Raw genomic sequence first — 22677 nt, forward strand, 5'->3', positions numbered from 1 at the left:
CTCTTTATTAATAAAGGCTTAATATTAACTTTTCGGGGTCATAGAATGACTATAAATCTTTTGCATTCCAGAGAAATAGAAGGCAAGGCCTTGTCCAACTTATTAAAACAAAAGGGCTATGATGTAACGAGAAGAGGTTTTGCAAAACACATTAAAAATAATAAAAAAACAATATATGTCATTGATACTGAGTTTTTATTCCAATCCAACCAAAAAAAACTCGACAAACTTTGTAGCCCATCTAATTATATCGCATTAGTTGGGAAAATAAGTCACCTATATTGGTTATTTCAATTCTCATGTCACTATGTAAGTTTTATCTCTAATAAGGAAAAAATTAAAACGTTAGATACAAGCATAAGTAGCTTAGCTCAAAAAAAATCGTTTCTATCCAAAAAAACGAAACTCTTTCTAAACAAAACACGCCAAGAACAGCATAATATACTTCTCAAGCGGAACCTATCTTCCCCTCTTACGAGTACAGAGCTAAAAACAATGTGTCAAATAAGCCTTGGCAAGACTACAAAAGAAATTGCTGAAGAATGGTGCCGGAGCCATCATACTATAAATAACCATCGGAAAAACATCATCAAAAAACTATCTCTTTCAGATAGTAAAACTCTCGGTAATTTTTGCTTACAGAAGAAACATGCATTAAAAACACTGCTTAGTATTGAGCAGAATGAATCTTCCCTTGATAAATTTGAAGTTAACCTAAAATAACCATCAATGGTCATTTACTTTCCCCTCTTTTAAGAGTTGCTTGCAAAAGCGGTGCAATACCGTTCAACAAATCTTAGACTAACTTAATAGAGACTTATTATGCTAAAATCTGAAAATTTGCATGAGCTCAATCTTTCCGAATTAAATATTGCCCAAACCAAAAAAATAGACGGAGGTACAGATACCGGGGTTTATGACCCTGACCCAATGGATGGTGATAATAGTGGATGTACCCGTCCCTCATTACCCACATTAGAAGATATAGTATCAAATTAAACTCTTTATTGAACACGAGGTTTTTCAATTTTGAGAAGCCTCGTGTTATTTAAACTGATCATATATAATGCCTAATCACCTTTTCCCAAAAGAAATCATTGACAATTCTGCTGAAGCTAATTTTCACAAGCACACCGTAAAGACCAAACTAATTTATACTACAATTGTACTGTTTATCATAGGTGCTTTAGCTTCCTTGCCATTCATTTCTGTTGATGTAAGTGTTAGAAGCCAAGGCGTTATTACCTCCCTTACAGAACGTAACCAATTGACCTCACTTGTGTCAGGCAAGATTAACAAATTATATATCCGGGAAAATGAACCCATCAAAAAAGGGGAAAAAGTTGCGGAAATAGCCTCTCCCCTCATCCAAGAAAAATTATTTTTCAATACTCAGCGTCAACAGAAGATCGACAAATACCTCAAAGATTTATCAACTTTACAAAGTATTGATTCTGCCTCCGTTTATCAGCCAATTGATTTAGGCACAGCTAAATATCAGCGTTCTTTTCTTGCATTTAAACAGCAAATTCAACGAAATAGTCAAAAGATCACGAAAGCTAAAAGGAAATTCCAGCGTGATAAACAACTCTACAATAATAATATGTTGAGTGAGGCAGAATATGAACAAACCTCCTTTACATTAGAAGCGGCCCAAAATGAATTCGACTTACTCCTTGATCAACAGCTCAATGAATGGCAATCTGAAGCAATAGCATACCAGGAAGAACTTGACCAATTGAAATCGGAGGAAGAACAACTTAAAAGAGAGCAAGAACAATATATAATTAGAGCACCCATTGCAGGTACCGTTCAAAATTTACAAGGCATCTACGAAGGTAGCTTTGTCTCACCCAACCAAACCCTGGCAACAATATCACCGGACACTGGACTTATTGCCGAAAGCTATGTTCCCCCAAAAGATATCGGCTTAATCAGAGAAGGAATGAAAGCCCGAATGCAAATATCAGCTTTTGATTATAACCAATGGGGCATTCTTACCGGTAAAGTAAAAGAAATCTCTAATGATGTTTCAGTTATAAATGAACAACCCGTTTTTATAGTACGTAGTGTTCTTGATCAATCATACCTGGAACTGCAAAATGGCTATCGGGGTCAACTAAAAAAAGGTATGACGATGCAAACACGATTTACTATTAGCGAGAGAAGTCTTTTCCAACTGTTATATGATAACGTAGATGACTGGTTAAACCCCAACTGGAACAATCAAAACCCAAAAACAGCACAAGCATCAATGTGATATTGGGTGATCTACGTTTGCAACCTGCTAAAATTAATAAAAATAAAATATTAGTTGTTCAATGTGGTTCAAAGAGCGTAAAATTGGTATAGAACAGCATGATGTTACTGATTGTGGTGCAGCCTGCTTAGCTTCGGTTGCAGCACATTATGATTTAAAATTACCTATCGCCAGAATCCGTCAGTATGCTTCTACCGATAAAAAAGGGACAAATGTATTAGGCATGATTGAAGCTGCAGAAAAATTGGGGTTTTCTGCGAAAGGGGTTAAAGGAGAATTTGACAGCCTATTTAAAATTCCTACCCCGACCATTGCTCACGTAGTCGTAAAAGAGGTCCTCCACCATTATGTGGTCATTTATGAGGCCAACGATAAACACATTGTGGTTATGGACCCTCAAGATGGAAAGCTTCACAAAATACCTCACGAAGAATTTAAAGAACAGTGGACAGGCGTTTTAGTTTTGCTCATGCCTGATGAAGACTTTCAGGCAGGTGATGAGAAAGTTTCAATCGTGAGCCGCCTGTGGTTTTTACTGAAACCCCACAAAAAAGTATTGACGCAAGCCCTTGTTGGAGCCGCCCTCTTTACAATCATTGGCCTATCAACGGCTATATTTGTTCAACTACTTCTTGACCATGTCATTCCAGATGGTAATAAAAACTTGCTGAACCTTCTCGGAATTGGGATGGTCATATTACTTATTCTTCAAATTTTTATTGGCGCCACCAAAACGGTCTTTACCTTAAAAACGGGCCAACTTATTGACGCCAGGCTTATTCTGGGCTATTACAAGCATCTGCTCAAGCTTCCACAACGTTTCTTTGATACAATGCGCGTAGGTGAAATTATCTCCCGTATTAATGACGCCGTTAAGATTCGAACCTTTATCAATGATGTAGCGATAAATTTAACGGTCAATATCTTTGTGGTCCTCTTTTCGTTCGGACTCATGTTTACGTACTTCTGGAAACTGGGGCTTGTAATGCTTGCAGTAATTCCCACTTATGCCCTCGTATACCTTATTACAAATAAGATTAATAAGAAAACCCAACGCCGGGTGATGGAAGACGCAGCTGATTTAGAATCTCAACTGGTGGAATCACTTAATTCGGTATCTACCATCAAACAGTTTGGGTTAGAAGATTATGCCAACATGAAAACGGAAGATCGCTTTGTTAAACTACTTAAATCTATTTACCGATCGGGATTGAATTCCGTCTTCTCCGGAAATGCTTCAACTTTTACCTCCAGAACGTTTACGATCATTCTGCTTTGGCTGGGAGCTTATTACGTAATGGAAAATACCATTACTACCGGTGAGCTGATGTCTTTCTACGCTGTTATCGGCTATTTTACCGGGCCCGCTGAAAAACTTATTGGGATGAATAAAACCATTCAAGATGCCCTAATTGCTGCAGATCGTCTGTTCGAGATAATGGATCTTGAAAAAGAAGAACAAGGTCAACAGATAGAATTGAAACCTGAATCTGTAGGCAATGTTGTATTTCAGGATGTTCACTTCCGGTATGGATCACGGGTTACAGTCTTCGAAGATTTAACCCTGACAATTCCCAAAGGTAAAGTTACCGCTTTTGTGGGAGAAAGCGGATCTGGAAAAACAACAATAATCAACATCCTGCAAAAACTTTATCCGCTTGATGGTGGAAAAGTGATGATTGGAGACATAAACTTGGACTATATAACCAATCGTAGTCTTCGAGATAATATTTCTGTGGTCCCTCAAGATATCGACCTTTTTGCCGGCAATGTTATTGACAATATCGCAGTGGGGGAATTTAACCCAGACATGGAGAAAATCATTGAGATTTGTAAACAACTAAAGATCATGGATTTTATTGAAAACCTTCCCAATGGCTTTGAAACCTACTTAGGGGAGAATGGGGCTAACCTATCTGGAGGACAGAAACAACGTATTGCCATTGCCCGAGCACTATACCAAGAACCCGAAGTGCTAATTATGGACGAGGCTACCTCTTCCCTGGACTCTTCCTCCGAGCAACATGTACAGCGAACTATTGATATGCTCACGGAACAAGGCAAAACCATTATTTTGATTGCCCATCGCCTGAGCACCGTCTTTCAGGCCGATAAAATATGCGTCCTGGATGAAGGTCAAATTGTAGAAGAAGGTACCCACCAAGAACTTATGGAGCAGGAAGAAACCTATTTTAAGCTCTGGCAAAAACAGTTTCCGATCTTGAATGGAAAATCTTTAGCTGAGTTAGATCAAACCGTCAACTAAATATCTTTCTATATGTCACTTCGTACCTACTTGACCCGTATTCGACGTCTTGATGCAATGATACGCCGTAAAAGTACCGGTCCACCGGAAGAACTTGCCAATAAGTTAGATATTTCTGAGCGCTGGCTTTATAAATTCCTGCGTGAACTGAAAGAAGAGTTTGATTGCCCTATAAGTTACGATTCATGCCGGCAAAGCTATGTGTATGAAGAGAAAGGGAAAATCATGGTGGGTTTTAAAAACATTTCAGCGGATCAACAAAGAAAGGTTGGAGGAGGTTTTTTAATGAAAAATAGGTCGCTGTATTTATTTGTTCAGTAAGAGGCTGTTTTTTATAAATGAAAGCCATTTTATAAGTGGTTTTCATTTAATACTAATTAAAAAAATTAGGTGAAATATTATGGATAACTTGAACGAAAGGGGATTAATTGAACTGAAACCAACAGAAAAAACAAAAATAGACGGAGGGTTACTAATGTACCCAACCCACTACCCTGGTAAGGGATTAGTAACTGTTATTGTTAAGTCAATTGAGGGTGCTTATCAAAGTGGATACGACAATGCACAAGAAAACTGCTAATGCAATTAAAACCTAATAAATCTACTTGATTATGAATTATCAAAAATCGAAGCTAAAAGAACTTGATAAGTTAGAATTAAAAAAAATAAGCGGTGGCTACCCTCCTGCAGCAGCTGCTGCTGTTATCTATGGTGCAATTCTTTCAGGTGCTTACTATTATGGATACTCTCAAGGCAAAGAAGATTGCCCTCCCCCCCCCTGTAAAGAATAAAATTAAAGTAAAAGTATAAGTGAATAACTCCACTTGTTCACTTATACTTACTTTTATCATGTAACTACTTAAGAAATTATCATATGGATATTTTTTTAAATCCAGATCTAAAATACATAAATACGTATCTTGTTACAATAATTACTACAATTGGTCTTTATGTTTTTGTAAAAATTAAAAGAGATAAGTATTCCTCAAAAATATATGAGACTTTATATTGGGTAATAACTTTGCTAATTATTTTTGAGGTTTTTTATTTTCTAGCCATTCCAGCATATAATTACGCGAGCTAAACACTGCAAGAAACCTGGCTTTTATCTACTTTAAAATGGTCAACTTTCAGGCAAGCTTATATGACCATCAAAATAATATTGGTCCCATAGATCTTGCTATAGTTACTATGTTCAAGTACATAAAGTAAAATCTACAGAGGGCATTCTCTGAGGTTTTTGATCAATCGGATTAACTTAGGAACTATTATTTCAAGTCAAGAAATAGTTATTATCATTTATTTATAAAGCTATGATTAGTTTTATAGATATTTTTTAGCAATACTATTTTATTCACCATTCTAATACTGGTTCTATGGATTTTACTATTTTCTTACCCATAACTTTTTGTCGAATTAAACTAAGCTATTATAAATTAATCTCGTAACAACTCCCCTTTTTGCCTTTCTTTAATACTTAAGTTATGCTACTCAAAAATTAAATATATACAGAGAATACCTTCATCAATTCTTCTGTGATTTATATTTAATTAGGACTATGATTTTGTTTACAAATAAAAAACTATTCATTTACGAATCATTTTGGGGATAAACTCTTCCACTACACATTAATCATAAACTATCAATCACAAATTAGAGTACATATGAAAGTTAAAAAAAGTACCTGGATTCTGGGGATACTTATATTCTTTATGTCATTTAGCCCGGTTACCCAGGCCCAATCATTAGAAGACTTCGAAGATAAGGTAACTGAGTTTACGCTCGATAATGGGTTAACATTTCTCATTATTGAACGTCCCGTTGCCCCTGTTGTTAGTTTTGCTACCTATGTGAATGTTGGAGGAGCCAACGAACCCGTAGGACATACCGGCATGGCCCATATTTTTGAACATATGGCCTTTAAAGGTACGCATACCGTAGGGACCACCAATTGGGAAGAAGAGCAAAAAGTACTGGAAGAGCTTGATAATACCTATCAAGAATGGCTGGCAGAGAAATACAGTACGCAGCCCGATTCTGCCAAGATGGAAAAGCTCTGGTCTAAGTTTGAAAACCTCCAGGAAGAAGCTGGTGAATACGTTGTCAATAATGAATTTTCCCAAATTATTGATCGCAACGGTGGTACTGGAATGAACGCTACAACCAATCAAGATCGAACAAACTATTTTTATAGCCTGCCAGAAAATCGACTGGAGCTCTGGTTCAGCCTGGAATCAGACCGATTTAAAAATCCTGTTTTTCGTGAGTTTTATAAAGAAAAAGAAGTTGTACGCGAGGAACGACGCATGCGTTCTGAATCACAACCTATTGGTCGCCTGATCGAGGAATTTGCTGCTGTTGCTTATACGGCCCATCCCTATGGACGTCCGACAGTAGGCTGGCATTCTGATATTACCGCTACAACCATGGAAGACGCCCGTAAATTTTACAACACTTATTATGTGCCAAATAATATTACCTTTGCTATCGCCGGTGACGTGGATCCCCAAGAAGCAAAACAGTTGGCTAAACAATATTTTGGAGATATGAAATCAGGCCCCAAACCTCCACCTGTTTATACCAAAGAGCCGGATCAGCGTGGCGAACGTCGCTTTACGATTCAAGGACAATCTCAACCATTTTTTATCATGGGATATCATACGGTTGCACAAGATCATCCTGATTCTAAGGCCTTGCAACTACTCGGCAGTATATTATCTGGCGGACGTACTTCGGTCCTCTACAAAAGAATGGTTGAAGAAGAACAGACGGCTATGCAAGTTAGTGCTTTTAATGGTTATCCCGGACAAAAGTACGAAACCCTATTTGCCACATTGGCTATTCCTAACCAAGATGTTGGCGTAGATACGTTGGAAACTTCAATACTGGAAGAAATTGAAAAAATTAAAGATGGGGAGATTTCGCAAGAAGCCCTTGACCGTGCCCGTACTAATGCCCGTGCTAACTTAATTCGCAGCCTTAACTCCAATTCTGGATTAGCTTCTTCTCTGGCTTCTGCTGAAAATCTGCGTGGGGACTGGCGAAAAGTGTTTACGGATATCGAAGAGCTTAATAAAGTAACTATTGATGATATCCAGCGCGTAGCCAAGGAATATCTCACAAAAGATAACCGGACAGTAGGAGCTATCGTCACTGAAGATGACAATTCATCCAGTGGGGAGGTTGCCGATGCAAATAACTAATCAATTATTTCGAAAAATTTTGAATACTTATAATACTACTATTATGAAGAGGTTAAGCATATTTTTATTCTTGGCTGTTTTTGCTTTTTCCTGTTCGCAAACCGAACAGATGGCTGATTCACAACAGTCACCGGAAAACGATACCAATCCGTATGAAAATATGGACTTTCCGGAGCTCAATGATTTCCAAAAACCCGAAGTAGAGACCTTTACTACCAAAAATGGGATTACCTTTTACCTGGTTGAGGATACGGAACTGCCATTAATAAATGTGAGTACCCGTGTTCGTACCGGTGGCGTTCTTAATCCCAATAAAAAAACAGGTCTGGCTTCGATTACCGGTACCGTTATGCGATCCGGGGGAACCGAAACCTATCCAGCTGATTCGCTCAATGCTATGCTCGAAAATCGGGCAGCCAGCATTGAAACCAGTATAGGGTTTACCAGCGGAAACGCCAGCATGGATGTATTAAAAGAAGATTTCGAAGATCTCCTTCCCGTATACATCGATATTTTAACGAATCCAGCATTTCCCGAAGACAAGATTGAGCTGGCTAAGACACAGCAAAAGTCTTCTATTTCGCGCCGTAATGATAATTCGCAACAGATTGGAGTCCGTGAATTCCAAAAAATTATCTATGGCGAAGATTCGCCCTATGGCCGAACTACAGAATATGAGACCATCAACAACATCAGTCGTGAAGATTTAATCAGCTTTCATGATAAACACTTCTCGGCATCAAATATGAAGGTTGGCGTTGTCGGAGATTTCGATGCCGAAGAAATGAAACAAAAGCTTCGAAATAGTTTTGGCGAACTCTCAGCTGGTGACAAAACCCAATTAGAGTTTCCAGAGGTCGATTATGAGCCTAAAAATTCTATCAATTTTGCTGAAAAATCTGATGTGAATCAAAGCTTTGTGCTGATGGGACACATCGGGGGTATGCGGGACAATCCCGATTACGCTAAGATACAGGTAATGAACGAAGTACTCAGTGCAACATTTACTGGCCGACTTTTTAAAATAATTCGTACTGAAATGGGGCTGGCTTATTCTGTTTCGGGTCAATATGGAATGAACAGCTTTTACCCCGGCATATTTTACACTGGTGTACAGACAAAAAGTTCAACAACTGCTGAAGCGATTGATGCCATCATTGAACAGATCGAACGTCTGCAAAATGAGCCCATTACAAAACAGGAGCTTCAGGACGTGAAGGATCAGATCTTGAATTCAGCTGTCTTCGAGTACGACAGTTACGAAGAAGTACTCAGCGAACGTATGTCTAACGAGTATCGTGGACTGCCCGCTAATGCCTTTGAACAGTATATTGAAGGCGTAAAAGCTACCACGATTGAAGACGTTCAGGCTGTAGCCCAAGAGTACTTGGATCCCGATAACCTCCAAATTCTTGTTGTTGGAAATAAAGAAGAAATTGGAGATCAGCTGCAAAAATATGGGAACGTCAATGAAATTGATATCAGCATTCCCGAACCCGGCAGTAGTAATAAGCAGGTCGTTGAAGGCGATGCTGAAAAAGGTAATGCGTGGTTGTCAAAAATGACCGATGCCGTCATCCAACCCGGTACAGAACTCAACAGCATTTCACTTTCCGGGGAAATGAATATGCAGGGACAAAAAATGCCGATGTCATCAACCATCACCTATCCCGACGAAATTGAGCAGACTATTTCGGGTCCCATGGGAGAAATAAAAGTGATGTATGAAGGAGGATCAGGAAAAATGATTGCTGGCGGACAAGAACGTCCCTTGCCTCCACAAATGGCTAAGAATTTAAAAAGTACACTAAACCGCAGCTTTTTATCCATAGCCCTTAATGCCCAAGAAGTCGATCCACAATACGTGGGCACCGAGGAAGTCGATGGAACAAGCTATGAAAAAGTTAACGTAACGGTAGACGGCTCAAACGTTGAACTTCTATTGGACCCTGAAACTCATTACCCCGATATCATTCGATACCAACAGTTCAATCCGCAAGTGGGCGAACAGGTGACGGTTGAAAACAGAAACTCTGATTGGCATGTTGTCGATGGCGTGGCTTATCCTTACCTCCAAGAAACCATAGCAAATGGTAATAAATCCGGTGAGGCGGTATATGAAAGTCACGAAATAAATCAATAATCTTTTTCTACATTTTCCTCGTCGAAAGGCCGGAGCAATCCGGCCTTTTTTATTTTATATTATGAGGGCTTAGCAAAACCTTCATTACTTTTTTTCTTTAGACCTAAATCCAAAAACACAACAAATCATGGCACTTTCAGATTGGGACGATGTTTACCCCCAAGAAGATGAATACGGAAGTTTTTATAATGGATACATCAAGTTGGTAGAACCGCCCAATGTTATTCAAACGCTTATCCAACAGGGACAACAGGTATATGCATTAACCCGCCAGCTAACTAATAAACAAGCCAACCATCGTTACGCGGAAGGAAAATGGAGCGTCAAAGAGATTATTGGTCACCTGGTAGATACCGAACGTATTATGGCCTATCGCGCATTGTGCATTAGTCGTGGAGAACAAACAACATTACCGGGCTACGATCATGATGCCTATGTGCAAGAAGCAAACTTTGGGCAACGTTCGCTGCGAAGTTTATCTACGGAATATGATGCCCTGCGGAATGCAAATATCAGCATGTTTAGTAGTTTTACCCCCAACCAAATACAACGGACCGGCACTGCCAATGATGTCACTGTTTCGGTACGCGCTCTGGCTTTTATTATTGCGGGACACGAAAAACACCACCTCAATGTGTTGGAAGAAAAGTACGAAATCCCAATATCAACCAGCTGAAGCCACCAACTCAGGTGCCCGATATTTAAAGGCAGACTTTGTCCCCTTCTTTAATACTTTTTCTACAACTTCTTTTGGATCAGCTATTTCGCTGATGGAAACAATTTGCTCCATTTCTAACCACGCCCGTATGTTATCAATATTTCCCTGTAATCCAGCTAATGTCATAACCCCCATCTTTTTTAGAGCTGCAGCGTTACATTGCTGTTCATACTGATTCTGGATGGGAATAGCCATCAACTTCTTGCCCAAAAACATCGCCTCTGCACAAGTCTCAAAACCAGCGTTGCAAATAACTCCCTTACAGGAAGCTACGCTGTCCAAAAATAGTTGATTACTGATCGGATATACCTTCATATTTCTAAGCTCATTGACCCGTTTGCAATAGGGAGAAAAAATATGCCAATCGACTTCATCTATAGGAGCAAATATGTCTTTTAAAACTTCATGATGAAAAGCCGATAAATAAACAGTTATGTGATTCCCATCCTGTACTCGAAGATTTTTGATCGGCGAACGAATAATAGGAGGTTCAACAAAGGAATCATATCGCTTAAAATGAAAACCAATTGCTGATTGCGCCGGTGCAAAATGCTGCAAAATACTTTCAGCAATTCCAGATCTGTGTACGGGTCGAGGTGTTTTATGAGACAAAAATGAAGCTTGGTGGCTAAGCCCCACGCAGGGAATATTTTTAAGCTTAGCTGCCCATGCCGAAATAGGTTCATAATCACTTACAACAAAATCATACTGCTTTAACGATATTGTATTAACATCTTTGACAAATGAAATTGGACGTAAATCGAATAGTGTCTTCACCATCGAAACCCCCCCGTTATTATCGTATGCGAGACTAAGGCCATCTTTTTTATAGGCTATAAATTTCTCAATACCTGGAGCACTATCCCCACCACTTAAGATAACATCAACCGAAGCATACTTCGCCAACTCCGGCAATAATTCCTTGGCTCGACTTATATGCCCGTGCCCCGTTCCCTGAATACCGTAGAGTATTTTCATCGGATGACAGCTGTGTTTCGAAATCGTTTCCGGATAGGCACCATCACCGAGCTTCCTTTATCAATGAAATCATCTTCTACATACTTATACATTGACCATTCTCCATTTTCATACTCAAGAGCAGTCAGGTTTTCGACCCAATCACCGGAATTCATATAGATTACTAACCCCTCATCATTTTCATAACCACGAATTTTGGGCTGATGGATATGACCACAAATCACATAGTCGTAGCCATTTTGTATCGCCAAATCCATTACTGATACCTCAAAATCATCAATAAAACGAACCGCCTGTTTAACACTGTCTTTAATGCGTTTTGATAATGAAATCTTATCGCGCCCCATCTTTTTCAAGAGCCAGTTAACGGCACGATTTAACAATATCAGTAAATCATATCCCTTCCCTCCTATCTTAGCCACCCATTTGGTCTGTTTCATGGTGATATCAAAAATATCTCCGTGGAAAAACCAACACTTTTCTCCATTGAGGTCAAGCACCAGTTTATCTCTCACAAAAAGTGGACCCAACTGTAAGCTTGTAACCTTGCGTATTACCTCATCATGATTACCGGTCAAATAATAGATATCAGTACCATTAGCCATCAGACTGAGAAAACACTTCACCACCTGCATGTGCGAGTCGGGCCAGTAATACTTTTTAAAATTCCAGATATCAAAAATATCCCCATTAAGGATAAGCTTCTCGGGCGCTATTGAATTGAGATATTTTGCCAATTCTACCGCATGGCAACCCACCGTTCCAAGGTGCAAGTCTGAAAGAACAACTATGTCAACTGATCGTTTGTTAGTCATAACCTGCATTGTTTTTGGTATAATGAAATGAACCTATATTAGCAGACTATAACCTGAGCATTACGAATCTGTCACTTTTAGATTAACTGTATATCATCACATGGAAGCTGTTTTATTTCTTTTGTATGATTCACCAACTGACTTTTAACTAAATCTATTTAGCATCATGGCCAAAGATTCTGATAAAAAGAAAATCGTCCACGCCCATCTCCCAAAAGAAGAAACCTTTACGACGACCCTAACAGCGGGCAATCATGAACTTTTAGGGGATGAACCCGAAAATGTTGACGGCGGCAAAGATCAAGGACCTGATCCCTACGACTATCTCTTGATGTCGCTTGGCTCATGTACGGTAATGACTATCAAAATGTATATTAGGCGCAAAGGGTGGGATAATATTGATGATATCTATATGGAACTCCGCCATAATAAACAGCACGATGAGGATTGTCAGAACTGTGAAGATCCCAAAAGCCGCATAGACGTTATCGAAAAGGAAGTGATTGTAGAAGGCGATATTTCGGATGAACAGCTCGATAAAATATTGGACATCTCGCAAAAATGTCCCGTACATCGCACATTGTCGAGTGATATCAGATTAGAAAGCTCAATTACTCACAAATAAAGGCACATCCTTCAACTTATCGCCTGATGATAAATCATCAGGCTAAGATCCATAAACTCTAAGCTCACTTAAGTGAGCTTTTTACCCATAGTCCACGGATGAATCCGTGGGCTATGAAAAATGACTTAATCCACTGCCGCCGGCTCCTGTCCTTCACTATACGCATCAACCGGAACACAACTACACATCAGGTTGCGATCGCCATAGGCATCATCTACGCGGCTGACAGCTGGCCAGAATTTATTGAACCGCAAGTAATCAAGTGGAAATATTGCCTTTTCCCTACTGTAGGGACGATCCCAATCTTCATCCATGGCCACACGCATGGTATGAGGAGCATGCTTGAGAACATTGTTTTCGGGATCCGCGTTGCCATCTTCGATTTCATGAATTTCTTCCCGGATTGTAATCAACGCCTCACAAAACCGATCAAGCTCCTCCTTGGTTTCACTTTCAGTAGGCTCTATCATCAGCGTACCAGGAACAGGAAAAGACATCGTAGGCGCATGAAATCCATAATCCATCAAGCGCTTAGCAACGTCAATCGACCCAATATTAGCCGATTCTTTGAAGGGGCGAAGGTCTACAATAAATTCGTGCGCAGTACGTCCATTTTTTCCGGTATATAAAATCGGATAATGATCTTTGAGTTGCTCTTTCAAATAGTTGGCGTTTAGGATCGCAGTTTCCGACACTTTGGTTAACCCCTCGGCCCCCATCATCTTGATGTAAGCATACGAAATCGTCAAAATACTGGCACTGCCCCACGGCGCTGCAGATATACTTTTTATCCCATGTTCTCCTCCTGTTTTCTTAACAGGATTTCCGGGCAGAAACGGAGCCAACTCTTTCGTTGCTGCAATAGGTCCCATTCCCGGTCCACCCCCGCCGTGTGGGATACAGAATGTTTTATGCAGATTTAAGTGACAAACATCAGCCCCAATTTCAGCGGGACTCGTTAGCCCCACCTGGGCATTCATATTGGCACCATCCATATAAACCAGTCCACCGTTATTATGAATAACCTGACAGATTTCTTTAATATCTTCCTCAAATACGCCGTGCGTAGAGGGATAAGTAATCATCAAGGCAGCCAACTTATCTTTATTAGCTTCCACCTTTTTACGCAAATCATCCAAATCGATATTTCCATGCTCATCGCACTTGGTAACAACGACATCCATCCCAGCCATTACAGCACTGGCAGGATTGGTGCCATGCGCAGAATCAGGGACAATCGTCACATTACGATGGTCTTCTCCATGATGCCCGTGATAAGCACGAATCGTCATCAATCCTGCGAATTCCCCCTGTGCTCCAGAGTTTGGCTGCAGCGAAACAGCTGGAAATCCAGTGATGGCCGAAAGCTGACGCTCTAAGCCGTCAAAAAGTTCGTGATATCCTTTCGCCTGATCCTCTGGCGCAAACGGATGTATCTTTCCAAATTTGGGCCAAGTCAACGGAATCATCTCCGAAGTTGCATTCAGCTTCATGGTACATGAGCCAAGCGATATCATAGAGTGAACCAGCGACAGATCTTTATTCTCAAGCTTCTTGAGGTATCGAAGCATCTCGTGCTCAGAGTGATATAGGTTGAACACCGGATGCTCTAAATAATCAGAGGTGCGGTTCAACGACTCTGGAAAATCTATTTCCACAGATTCTGACAATTCCTGAACATGAATTTCATCACCACCTGTGAGCGAAGCAAAAATATCGAGCAGAGTCTTCACATGATCTAAATCCTTTACCTCATCAAAAGCAATACCAACAGCACTATCCCCAAAATAACGTAGATTAATCTTTTGATCTCGTGCTCGCTTCCGAAGCTGATCCTGTTGCTCTTTATTTGCAAGAGTAACCTTCAACGTATCAAAATAGCAATCATTCGCTACTTCAAAGCCAAGCTTTGAAAGCCCTTTGTCCATTAGTTTTGCCAAGCCATGGATACGTTCGGCAATGCGACGCAACCCCTTGGGGCCATGATAAACAGCATAGAAACCCGCAATAACAGCCAACAACACCTGGGCAGTACAAATATTTGATGTCGCTTTTTCACGACGAATGTGTTGCTCACGCGTCTGCAACGCCATCCGGTACACTGGATTTTCTTCGGTATCCTGCGTAACACCAATAATACGTCCCGGAATCTTTCGCTTGTATTTTTCCCGCGTAGCAAAATATGCGGCATGCGGTCCACCGTATCCCATGGGCACCCCAAATCGCTGGGTGGACCCAACCACCACATCTGCCCCCATTTCACCGGGTGGCGTCAGCAACGTTAAACTCAACAGATCTGCTGCAACCACCGACTGTACATTGTGGTCCTTTGCAGCGGCTATGAGATCCGTATAATCTTCTACAGATCCATCAGTAGCCGGATACTGCAACAAAATTCCAAATAATTCTTCATTCGTCACATCCAGCTCATTATGATCGCCAACCACTACCTCAATATCCAGCGGCTCAGCACGCCCCTTCACAACATCGATGGTCTGCGGATGACACAACTCTGAAACAAAAAAGGTGTGCGCCTTCTTCCGCTTGGCACCGCGCCGCATTGCATAAAGCATCGACATCGCTTCTGCGGCTGATGTCCCCTCATCAAGCAGGGAGGCATTCGCCAGCTCCCTTCCTGTTAAATCCGAAACCATAGTCTGGAAATTAATCAATGCTTCCAAACGCCCCTGTGCAATTTCAGCTTGGTAGGGGGTATATGCCGTGTACCATCCAGGGTTTTCGAGCACGTTTCGCAGAATCACATTGGGGGTTAGCGTATCGTGGTAGCCCATCCCAATAAATGAATCAAAAATTTCATTTTTATCCGCCAGCTCCCTGAACTCTTCCAAAAATCGATATTCACTCATTGGCTCATCAAGATCAACCTCCTTCGATAGTCGAATACCTTCAGGGATCGTCTCGGCTATCAAATCATCAAGCGAAGAAGCGTCAATAGCTTTAAGCATTTCATTGGTCTGCGTTTCATCAGGACCAATATGGCGATGCATGAAACGTTCTTTATCAAAATTAATACTCATCAAGCGCAGTTTTTAATTGATTTTATTGAGATGGAATAGCTTCTGCCGTTCTATTAATAAATGCTTTTCTATATGTTTTGATCATGCTCAGACACAATTATTAAGAAGTGCAGAAACTAAACAAATTTGACAAAAATTGACAGCTTATAATTCCCATTATTCTGTTTCTAATACCTGCCTAATAAAAGAAACATAGATAACAACATTTTCATGTTTTAGCCTTAGCTAAATTTTATTTTCAATTAGGCTTATCATTTGTTTATTTTTGGAGATAATATTACAACAAATAATTCTCATCATATGACTGATCTGGTTGCTTTAAAAGAAACGTTCTACGCTCTTAACCCTATAACGCAAAGCTTATTTGGTGGTTTGTTCACCTACACCTTAACTGCTTTAGGGGCTGCTCTTGTTTTTTTCACAAAGAATGTAGGCCATAAACTATTGGATGCTATGATGGGGTTTGCTGCGGGAGTCATGATCGCAGCCAGCTTTTGGTCACTGTTGGTCCCCGCTATCGATATGGCAGCGGCCCAAGGAATGATAGAATGGTTGCCTGCCGTAATTGGTTTCCTTAGTGGGGGTATTTTCCTTCGTATCTGTGATGCCTATCTCCCCCACCTTCATATTGGCTCTCCTATCGAAGAAGCTGAAGGAGTTCCCACTTCTTGGCGCAGAGCCACCCTACTTGTATTAGCTATTACCTTGCATAACATCCCAGAGGGACTTGCTATCGGCGTACTTTTTGGAGCTGCGGCATCAGGAATAGAAGCGGCCGGCGGAGCAACAGTTATTGGTGCAATTACATTAGCAATAGGGATCGGTATACAAAACTTCCCCGAAGGAACTGCTGTTTCTATGCCTCTGCGTCGGGAAGGACTCTCAGTAGGTAAAAGTTTTTGGTATGGCCAGCTCTCTGGTATAGTAGAACCCATTTCGGCTGTTATTGGCGCTGCTGCTGTTTTGATGGTCCAGCCCCTCCTACCCTATGCCCTCGCTTTTGCGGCTGGTGCTATGATTTACGTTGTTGTAGAAGAGCTAATTCCAGAATCCCAATTACACGGGAACACCGATATTGCCACTCTGGGAACTATGTTAGGATTCAGTGTTATGATGATATTAGATGTGGCCTTAGGTTAAGTCCTGAAAATTTATTTTATTACTTGCAGTTTAAATTTCGGGGACAGGGAATTAGCATATTAAAGATATGGGTGAATCGATACCAGAAAAGAAAGTTCTTATCGTCGAAGATGACATGATTATCTCGATGGTATTAGAACGGATGATCAAAAAACTTGGCCACCAAGTTGTTAAAAAGGTTATTGCAGGTCAAGATGCCATTGACTCCTTTTTTGAGCTTGAACCAGACCTCATCTTAATGGATATACAGCTTAAAGATGATGTTGATGGTATTACCGCAATGCAGAAAATCAGGGAAGAATCTGATGTTAACGTCATCTACATTACGGGTAACTCTGATCAATATAATCTTGAGCGTGCTGAAAAGACCAATTTTGTCGATTATCTCGTAAAACCTATTCAAATGAGCCATCTAAAGAAATCGATCAATAAAGCTTTTTCTGAACAGCTTTCATAAGCTCTATTCCGTTATTTCAGGGGGTATTTACTAATTCTTATTGCTATTTACCGGTAGAGTAATAACCTTTCTTATGATCCATCCCAACATGGGATACTCTTGAATTTGTTGCTTTCACTTCAAAATAAAGAGAGGACTTATGGAAGCGAATCTATTGGTTGCTGCAGTAGCGGGTTTACTCGGAGCAATAATTCTAACCGTGCTTATCTATCTTCTTAAACTTTTCGGGCAAGACTTAGATATTCCTTATCTCATCGGAACCCGATTTGTAGGCATTGAAAACAAGACCCAAATTTATGTTGTAGGGATCACACTGCACCTTTTGGCTGGGGCTGGATGGGGCATTCTTTATGTTATATTGCTTACGGCAATGGTGGTAACCCCAAACTGGCCTGCGGGAATTCTCTGGGGATTTGCCCACGGTATTTTTGTAGGATCTATGATGGGTATTATTGCGGATACACATCCCTATATTGGAGAAGATAAACCCATCAAAAGTCCGGGTATTTTAGGTCAGCAGTGGAGTGAACTCATGCCCTATTGGATACTAACGCTTCATATCATTTATGGGGCCTGCACCCTTTTGATATATCATTGGTGGATGACCGGGTAACATTAACCAAATATCTTTAAAGGCTACTTACTTCATTCTCATCAACTGAACTTCCTTGATCCACGGGATGTCCATTTGATAGCCACATTCGATAATCCATGGCTTTGTCAATTTCGATATCCCTGACGGTAAAGTTGCGTCCCTGATTACCACTGGCTACATGGATAGAAAAATGTCCCACATTTAATCGTTTCTGGAATGGATTTTGTTGAATTTGGCACGCTTGCATTCGGTATTTCTTTACAATAGCGGTCGTTTTACTGAGCAATCGATAGCTTAGTTTTAACGTATCTTCACCACGTGCGATTTCAGCATCTTTATACTGCTGGTATCCTAATAGTAGTGCCGGGATTAACAGAAACCAGCTATATACCCCATATGGTACGGTTCCCCAAACCAATAAAATAACGGGCAGGGAAACCCACACCATACGTAGCAGGTAGCGCCGTAGTGCTATCGCAGGCACCTTACTATTTTCTGTTATTTGCGTATTATAATCAGGGATGACCTCTTCAATAAAACGATATATCTGTTGCTTTCTAAGCAAAGGGAAAAGCGTTGTAGAATTACCTTCTGATTCTCCATATCCTGCACTTTCGATCACCAATGAAGCGTAACCCAAAGGCTGGCGTAATAACTCTTCTTTAATCTGAACAGCCTGAATACGATTAAAAGGGATCGTTAACTGTGTACGTTCAAATAATCCTCGATTAATTAATAGTTCATCTTCCCGAACTTCAACCACGAAGTCATAATATTTTACAATCGTACTGACAAATGAGAATATCCAGGACACAACAATAATTGCTACAATCCACATTGCAATAATTGAGGCATCAGTGGTACGGGGCATCACCGCTTCGGCAAAACGTATCATCTGTTCTTCAGAAATAAGCTGTTCAACCTGAGAAAAAAGCACTCCTACTACTGACAATGCTACTCCAAACCGACCCGATGTTGATGCTGCAACAAGTAAGTCTTTAGTGCCAAGTGCATAGATTCTGCTTTGCTGAACAGACTCATCCTGCTCACCTTGCTTTGTCGCGCCATTAACTTCTTTACGCAATAATTGCTTTAATTTCTCTGCTTTTTCTCGGGTTAACGCGCTAATTTTTGCCTGTTTGGAGCTACTCCCGGCGGTCTTAACTTCTACTGCCACTAACCCGAATAACCGCTGAATTACACCTGCAGTTATGTCAATAACCTGAATACGATCGGAAGTAAGGTATATTTTCTTGCGCACTAACACCCCGCGTTCTATTCTCAACTCTCCTTCCTCAACACTGAATTCGAATCGGTACCAAGAGATCACCCCCCAGATCAACAAAAAGAGAAACGTCCCAATAATCCAAGAGAGGGTAAAGTTGGCCTCGCTACCACCACTACCTACAAAAATTAGAATAATGATAGTTATAAAATTGGCTCGAATAATATCAAATGCATTAGCCAATGCTGCGGCCGGATGTTGTCGCTGTAATTCAAACATCTTCTTCGGCAAGTCGGGCAAATGTTGAAATTTGGTCGCGCACCTGATCGGCAACTTCTTCACCAAGTGCGGGAATCCGATGCGTTGTTGCAGCAGTGGAAATGGTTACATCTGCCAAGTCATACGAACGTAATATGGGGCCTTGGCGGGTATCAACATGCTGTACGCGTTTTATTGGGATCAACGTTCGGGTAACAATAAATATTCCACTTTGTAGATCAATCTCGTGCTTATCCACTTCGTACGACCAGCGCCGCCATCGAATTTCAGGTACAAAAAAGACGATAAGACCAGTGATAATCACCAAAAATACGGAAATGGCAATAAGTGTCCAGGTAGAGACAAATTCTGACTCTGGCGACATGAGTGAATATCCCCAGAGAAAAAACAGGGCTAACACCAGGATAAAGATGAATATTGACATCGATACCCGCCATGCCCTGATAGCTTTTTTCGATAATTTATTCGATGGTGTTGTACGCATAGATAAATGTATCCAAAAGTTAGATCCTAAAAACCGGATATAAAAAAAGCCACAATAATGTGGCTTTTCAATAGGAAATTTTAAGCTGTATTAGCCCTTATTTTTAATATCCTGAATTTCAAGGCGAACTTCTTGAGCCAGTTTCTTCAGTCCCTGCAACCCTTTGCGGGCACGAGTACCTGCGGCTTTATTCCCTTTTTCATAAAATTTTACCATATCATCCTCGATACCCGTGATGATGCCTTTTATTTCGTCTAATCGGCTCATATTATTTTGTATTACGTTGTTGTTTAATTGAAGGAGAGTTTCTCCTGCCGGATATCCCTATCCGAAAAACATGAGCTTAAGTTACCACTTTATCGATTAAAATCAGCTTTATTTTTTCCTTAGGCCCTTATTTAGCAGGACGGGCCTCTTCAGCATCCGGCACAAAGTATAGAATCGTAAAACCGATGATAAATAATACTACGATTACGCTCATCCCAATGCGCTGACTGTCGGCAATATAAGTAAGCCATCCTACCAATAATGGTCCGGCAAAAGATGTCACTTTACCCGACAACGCCATCAACCCAAACATTTGGTTTTCAAGATCTGGCGGAGAAACACGAGCCATATATGTTCTGCTGGCGGCTTGTACCGGGCCTACAAATATGCCCAGGGTTAACCCTAACCCCCAAAACCAGGCAAGATTGGTAACCAGTAATACTCCTGTAGTACTAACAATCAAACCAATCAAAGAAACCAACATGGTGGTTCGGCTTCCTAACTTGTCATCCAACCATGCAAAAAGAACAGCACCTAATCCCGCTGTTACGTTTAACCCGATACCAAACATCAAGACCTCACGCTCACTAAATTCGAATGTGCCAGCTGCATAAATACCACCAAAGGCAAACACCGTTGCAAGCGCATCGATAAAAATCATTCGTGCAACTAAAAACCGGACGATGTATTTGTACTGCCGGACGTTTGCTATGGATGTTTTCAGTTGCTTCCACCCTGATTTAGCTGCTTGGGTTAATCCAACACTTGTTCTTTTACGATCACTTGAAAAAGTAAACAACGGAAGTGCAAAGAGCCCATACCATACCGCAACCATTACGAAAGTAGCTCGTACATGCTCGGCCATGTCCTTTTCCAATCCAAAGGGCGGATTTTCCACATCAACAAACACAAAAAGAGCTACCACCAAACAGGCAAGGCCGCCAGCGTAACCAAGGCCCCAGGCCCACCCCGACCACCGACCCATTCGCTCTTTCGAAGCCAAGTCGGGCAGCATAGCATTATAAAAAATGATCGCAAATTCAGATCCTACTGTACCTAAAAATACCAGAACTAATGCCAGCCAAATAAAATTTTGAGAAGGTTCTACATACCATAATCCAGCTGTAGCAATAATACACAGCAACGAAAACCATGCTATCCACGGTTTTCGTCGCCCCATTTGGTCAGCAATAGCTCCCACAAAAGGAGCCGACAATGCGATCACTAATCCCGCTGCACCAATAGTATTGCCCCATAACGTACTACCTAAGGTCTCATCTTGAACAACGGATTGCATAAAATAAGTTGCAAATACAAAGGTTTGTATAACAGTGAAAAATGCACTGTTTGCCCAATCAAAAAGGGCCCACGAAAAAAGAGATTTAGGTTGGTCTTTTTTTTGTTGCGGCATTTGTCTGTTTATATTCAAATTCTTTCACATAATAATGGAATAGTTCGGAAATGCAATTTGTTATTAGCACGCATATTCAAGCAGAATCAAGCATTTATTTATGGAGCACGACAAAAAGGATTTAATTTATATTTACGACACTGAACATCACAAAATAATTGTTATTGATGGTGAAACCGGCAACCAAATTAAAGAAGAGGATGATCAAGTAACGTCAATTTTAAAATATTTGGAGGAAGAGGATAACCCTATCCTTTTACGAAAGTTTGCAGTTTGGTGTGCCCGGCAAATAAATAATAATCTGAAGCCAATACAGAAAAAAATTCTTGACCTTGCTGAAAAAGCCATTGCTAAAGAGGCAGATACTGAATCACTAAAGGAGTTATATCAAGAAACAGAAGGTACTGCTATTGCTACCGACACAACGGGCATGATGCAGGGAAATGAGAATGCTCCGGCTTATCTTGCAGCTCGGGAATGTATCAACCCCAATGCACTTGATGGCGCCATACAGGCTGCTCGATTCCATCGACTATGGGCAGAAATGAAAAGTGAGGATGAGGAGTTTGAAAATGTTGCTTTAAAAGAGATCAAAGCTCAAACCACAAAATCAGCAATACAAGAGGTTGAACAAAAACAGACCAATTACTTGCTGGATTTGATGAATGAATAAATCAATATTGCTCCCAAACGCCCTCTACTCCCCACAAAGCCCATTCAGGACAAAATTGGGAAAATAACCCCCTTTACATATATTAGCTGATAGGTGTATA

22 protein-coding genes are annotated in these 22677 nt (G+C 40.6%); 15 read left to right on the plus strand and 7 right to left on the minus strand.

Features of this window, described 5'->3' with window-relative positions:
- Positions 1-45 precede the first annotated feature (45 nt).
- The 10 genes from AAFH98_RS00055 to AAFH98_RS00100 all read left to right on the plus strand — a co-directional run bounded on the left by AAFH98_RS00055 (position 46) and on the right by AAFH98_RS00100 (position 10548).
- Positions 46-723 carry a helix-turn-helix transcriptional regulator gene (locus AAFH98_RS00055; protein WP_342520614.1) on the plus strand — a complete coding sequence of 226 codons (678 nt, stop codon included), beginning with the start codon at positions 46-48 and terminating at the stop codon, positions 721-723.
- A 99-nt stretch (positions 724-822) separates the two neighbouring features.
- Positions 823-999, plus strand: coding sequence for a hypothetical protein (locus AAFH98_RS00060; protein WP_342520615.1), 177 nt, complete (start codon positions 823-825; stop codon positions 997-999).
- A gap of 67 nt (positions 1000-1066) precedes the next feature.
- The gene (locus tag AAFH98_RS00065) at positions 1067-2260 is read left to right on the plus strand and encodes an HlyD family secretion protein (protein WP_342520616.1); all 1194 of its coding nucleotides are present in this window, start codon (positions 1067-1069) and stop codon (positions 2258-2260) included.
- A gap of 61 nt (positions 2261-2321) precedes the next feature.
- Positions 2322-4526, plus strand: coding sequence for a peptidase domain-containing ABC transporter (locus AAFH98_RS00070; RefSeq protein WP_342520617.1), 2205 nt, complete (start codon positions 2322-2324; stop codon positions 4524-4526).
- 12 nt (positions 4527-4538) lie between these two features.
- Positions 4539-4847 (plus strand): hypothetical protein, encoded by a 309-nt coding sequence (locus AAFH98_RS00075; RefSeq protein ID WP_342520618.1) that lies wholly within the window; start codon positions 4539-4541, stop codon positions 4845-4847.
- Positions 4848-4926: 79 nt separating this feature from the next.
- Positions 4927-5106: a hypothetical protein gene (locus AAFH98_RS00080; protein WP_342520619.1), complete on the plus strand. Its 180-nt coding sequence runs from the start codon at positions 4927-4929 to the stop codon at positions 5104-5106.
- Positions 5107-5137: 31 nt separating this feature from the next.
- Entirely contained in the window at positions 5138-5317 is a 180-nt protein-coding gene (locus tag AAFH98_RS00085) for a class IIb bacteriocin, lactobin A/cerein 7B family (protein WP_342520620.1), read from the plus strand.
- Positions 5318-6190: 873 nt separating this feature from the next.
- On the plus strand, positions 6191-7729 hold the full coding sequence (locus tag AAFH98_RS00090) for a M16 family metallopeptidase (RefSeq protein ID WP_342520621.1): 1539 nt from the start codon (positions 6191-6193) through the stop codon (positions 7727-7729).
- 109 nt (positions 7730-7838) lie between these two features.
- Positions 7839-9872 (plus strand): M16 family metallopeptidase, encoded by a 2034-nt coding sequence (locus AAFH98_RS00095; RefSeq protein ID WP_342520622.1) that lies wholly within the window; start codon positions 7839-7841, stop codon positions 9870-9872.
- Between the two features lie 127 nt (positions 9873-9999).
- Positions 10000-10548, plus strand: a complete 549-nt coding sequence (locus AAFH98_RS00100) for a DinB family protein (protein ID WP_342520623.1) — start codon at positions 10000-10002, stop codon at positions 10546-10548.
- On the opposite strand, the gene AAFH98_RS00105 is transcribed toward AAFH98_RS00100, so the two are convergent.
- A complete protein-coding gene (locus AAFH98_RS00105) occupies positions 10537-11568 on the minus strand; it encodes a glycosyltransferase family protein (RefSeq protein ID WP_342520624.1) in 1032 nt (343 codons plus the stop codon). The genes AAFH98_RS00100 and AAFH98_RS00105 overlap by 12 nt on opposite strands.
- Positions 11565-12383 carry a UDP-2,3-diacylglucosamine diphosphatase gene (locus AAFH98_RS00110; RefSeq protein ID WP_342520625.1) on the minus strand — a complete coding sequence of 273 codons (819 nt, stop codon included), beginning with the start codon at positions 12381-12383 and terminating at the stop codon, positions 11565-11567. The genes AAFH98_RS00105 and AAFH98_RS00110 overlap by 4 nt, the downstream gene beginning before the upstream one ends.
- Before the next feature lie 166 nt (positions 12384-12549).
- On the opposite strand from AAFH98_RS00110, the gene AAFH98_RS00115 reads away from it, so the two are divergent.
- Complete coding sequence (locus AAFH98_RS00115; RefSeq protein WP_342520626.1) at positions 12550-13008, plus strand: OsmC family protein; 459 nt, start codon at positions 12550-12552, stop codon at positions 13006-13008.
- Positions 13009-13133: 125 nt separating this feature from the next.
- On the opposite strand, the gene gcvP is transcribed toward AAFH98_RS00115, so the two are convergent.
- The gene (gene gcvP / locus AAFH98_RS00120; RefSeq protein WP_342520627.1) at positions 13134-16046 is read right to left on the minus strand and encodes an aminomethyl-transferring glycine dehydrogenase; all 2913 of its coding nucleotides are present in this window, start codon (positions 16044-16046) and stop codon (positions 13134-13136) included.
- A 300-nt stretch (positions 16047-16346) separates the two neighbouring features.
- Here gcvP and AAFH98_RS00125 point away from each other — a divergent pair, with 300 nt between their 5' ends.
- The 3 genes from AAFH98_RS00125 (at position 16347) to AAFH98_RS00135 (ending at position 18256) form a co-directional block, all read left to right on the plus strand.
- A complete protein-coding gene (locus AAFH98_RS00125; protein ID WP_342520628.1) occupies positions 16347-17186 on the plus strand; it encodes a ZIP family metal transporter in 840 nt (279 codons plus the stop codon).
- 67 nt (positions 17187-17253) lie between these two features.
- Complete coding sequence (locus tag AAFH98_RS00130; protein WP_342520629.1) at positions 17254-17643, plus strand: response regulator; 390 nt, start codon at positions 17254-17256, stop codon at positions 17641-17643.
- Positions 17644-17782: 139 nt separating this feature from the next.
- Positions 17783-18256 carry a hypothetical protein gene (locus AAFH98_RS00135; RefSeq protein WP_342520630.1) on the plus strand — a complete coding sequence of 158 codons (474 nt, stop codon included), beginning with the start codon at positions 17783-17785 and terminating at the stop codon, positions 18254-18256.
- A gap of 16 nt (positions 18257-18272) precedes the next feature.
- On the opposite strand, the gene AAFH98_RS00140 is transcribed toward AAFH98_RS00135, so the two are convergent.
- The 4 genes from AAFH98_RS00140 to AAFH98_RS00155 form a co-directional block, all read right to left on the minus strand.
- On the minus strand, positions 18273-19742 hold the full coding sequence (locus tag AAFH98_RS00140; protein ID WP_342520631.1) for a PH domain-containing protein: 1470 nt from the start codon (positions 19740-19742) through the stop codon (positions 18273-18275).
- Entirely contained in the window at positions 19735-20226 is a 492-nt protein-coding gene (locus AAFH98_RS00145) for a PH domain-containing protein (protein WP_342520632.1), read from the minus strand. Before AAFH98_RS00145 ends, AAFH98_RS00140 begins: the two co-directional genes overlap by 8 nt.
- A 90-nt stretch (positions 20227-20316) precedes the next feature.
- On the minus strand, positions 20317-20493 hold the full coding sequence (locus tag AAFH98_RS00150) for a histone H1 (protein ID WP_342520633.1): 177 nt from the start codon (positions 20491-20493) through the stop codon (positions 20317-20319).
- 127 nt (positions 20494-20620) lie between these two features.
- Positions 20621-21904 (minus strand): MFS transporter, encoded by a 1284-nt coding sequence (locus AAFH98_RS00155; RefSeq protein ID WP_342520634.1) that lies wholly within the window; start codon positions 21902-21904, stop codon positions 20621-20623.
- Positions 21905-22004: 100 nt separating this feature from the next.
- Here AAFH98_RS00155 and AAFH98_RS00160 point away from each other — a divergent pair, with 100 nt between their 5' ends.
- A complete protein-coding gene (locus AAFH98_RS00160; RefSeq protein WP_342520635.1) occupies positions 22005-22577 on the plus strand; it encodes a hypothetical protein in 573 nt (190 codons plus the stop codon).
- The last annotated feature ends 100 nt before the right edge of the window (positions 22578-22677 follow it).

The sequence above is a fragment of the Fodinibius sp. Rm-B-1B1-1 genome (assembly GCF_038594945.1).
Classification (GTDB): domain Bacteria; phylum Bacteroidota; class Rhodothermia; order Balneolales; family Balneolaceae; genus Fodinibius; species Fodinibius alkaliphilus.

Bases quoted from the DNA above. Each gene is read 5' to 3' on its own strand.
- AAFH98_RS00100 (WP_342520623.1), top strand. From the start codon at position 10,000: ATGGCACTTTCAGATTGGGACGATGTTTACCCCCAAGAAGATGAATAC.
- AAFH98_RS00105 (WP_342520624.1), bottom strand. From the start codon at position 11,568: ATGAAAATACTCTACGGTATTCAGGGAACGGGGCACGGGCATATAAGT.
- AAFH98_RS00085 (WP_342520620.1), top strand. From the start codon at position 5,138: ATGAATTATCAAAAATCGAAGCTAAAAGAACTTGATAAGTTAGAATTA.
- AAFH98_RS00115 (WP_342520626.1), top strand. From the start codon at position 12,550: ATGGCCAAAGATTCTGATAAAAAGAAAATCGTCCACGCCCATCTCCCA.
- AAFH98_RS00135 (WP_342520630.1), top strand. From the start codon at position 17,783: ATGGAAGCGAATCTATTGGTTGCTGCAGTAGCGGGTTTACTCGGAGCA.
- AAFH98_RS00095 (WP_342520622.1), top strand. From the start codon at position 7,839: ATGGCTGATTCACAACAGTCACCGGAAAACGATACCAATCCGTATGAA.
- AAFH98_RS00090 (WP_342520621.1), top strand. From the start codon at position 6,191: ATGAAAGTTAAAAAAAGTACCTGGATTCTGGGGATACTTATATTCTTT.
- AAFH98_RS00150 (WP_342520633.1), bottom strand. From the start codon at position 20,493: ATGAGCCGATTAGACGAAATAAAAGGCATCATCACGGGTATCGAGGAT.
- gcvP (WP_342520627.1), bottom strand. From the start codon at position 16,046: ATGAGTATTAATTTTGATAAAGAACGTTTCATGCATCGCCATATTGGT.
- AAFH98_RS00080 (WP_342520619.1), top strand. From the start codon at position 4,927: ATGGATAACTTGAACGAAAGGGGATTAATTGAACTGAAACCAACAGAA.
- AAFH98_RS00055 (WP_342520614.1), top strand. From the start codon at position 46: ATGACTATAAATCTTTTGCATTCCAGAGAAATAGAAGGCAAGGCCTTG.
- AAFH98_RS00110 (WP_342520625.1), bottom strand. From the start codon at position 12,383: ATGACTAACAAACGATCAGTTGACATAGTTGTTCTTTCAGACTTGCAC.
- AAFH98_RS00125 (WP_342520628.1), top strand. From the start codon at position 16,347: ATGACTGATCTGGTTGCTTTAAAAGAAACGTTCTACGCTCTTAACCCT.
- AAFH98_RS00160 (WP_342520635.1), top strand. From the start codon at position 22,005: ATGGAGCACGACAAAAAGGATTTAATTTATATTTACGACACTGAACAT.
- AAFH98_RS00060 (WP_342520615.1), top strand. From the start codon at position 823: ATGCTAAAATCTGAAAATTTGCATGAGCTCAATCTTTCCGAATTAAAT.
- AAFH98_RS00070 (WP_342520617.1), top strand. From the start codon at position 2,322: ATGTGGTTCAAAGAGCGTAAAATTGGTATAGAACAGCATGATGTTACT.
- AAFH98_RS00130 (WP_342520629.1), top strand. From the start codon at position 17,254: ATGGGTGAATCGATACCAGAAAAGAAAGTTCTTATCGTCGAAGATGAC.
- AAFH98_RS00145 (WP_342520632.1), bottom strand. From the start codon at position 20,226: ATGCGTACAACACCATCGAATAAATTATCGAAAAAAGCTATCAGGGCA.
- AAFH98_RS00140 (WP_342520631.1), bottom strand. From the start codon at position 19,742: ATGTTTGAATTACAGCGACAACATCCGGCCGCAGCATTGGCTAATGCA.
- AAFH98_RS00065 (WP_342520616.1), top strand. From the start codon at position 1,067: ATGCCTAATCACCTTTTCCCAAAAGAAATCATTGACAATTCTGCTGAA.
- AAFH98_RS00155 (WP_342520634.1), bottom strand. From the start codon at position 21,904: ATGCCGCAACAAAAAAAAGACCAACCTAAATCTCTTTTTTCGTGGGCC.
- AAFH98_RS00075 (WP_342520618.1), top strand. From the start codon at position 4,539: ATGTCACTTCGTACCTACTTGACCCGTATTCGACGTCTTGATGCAATG.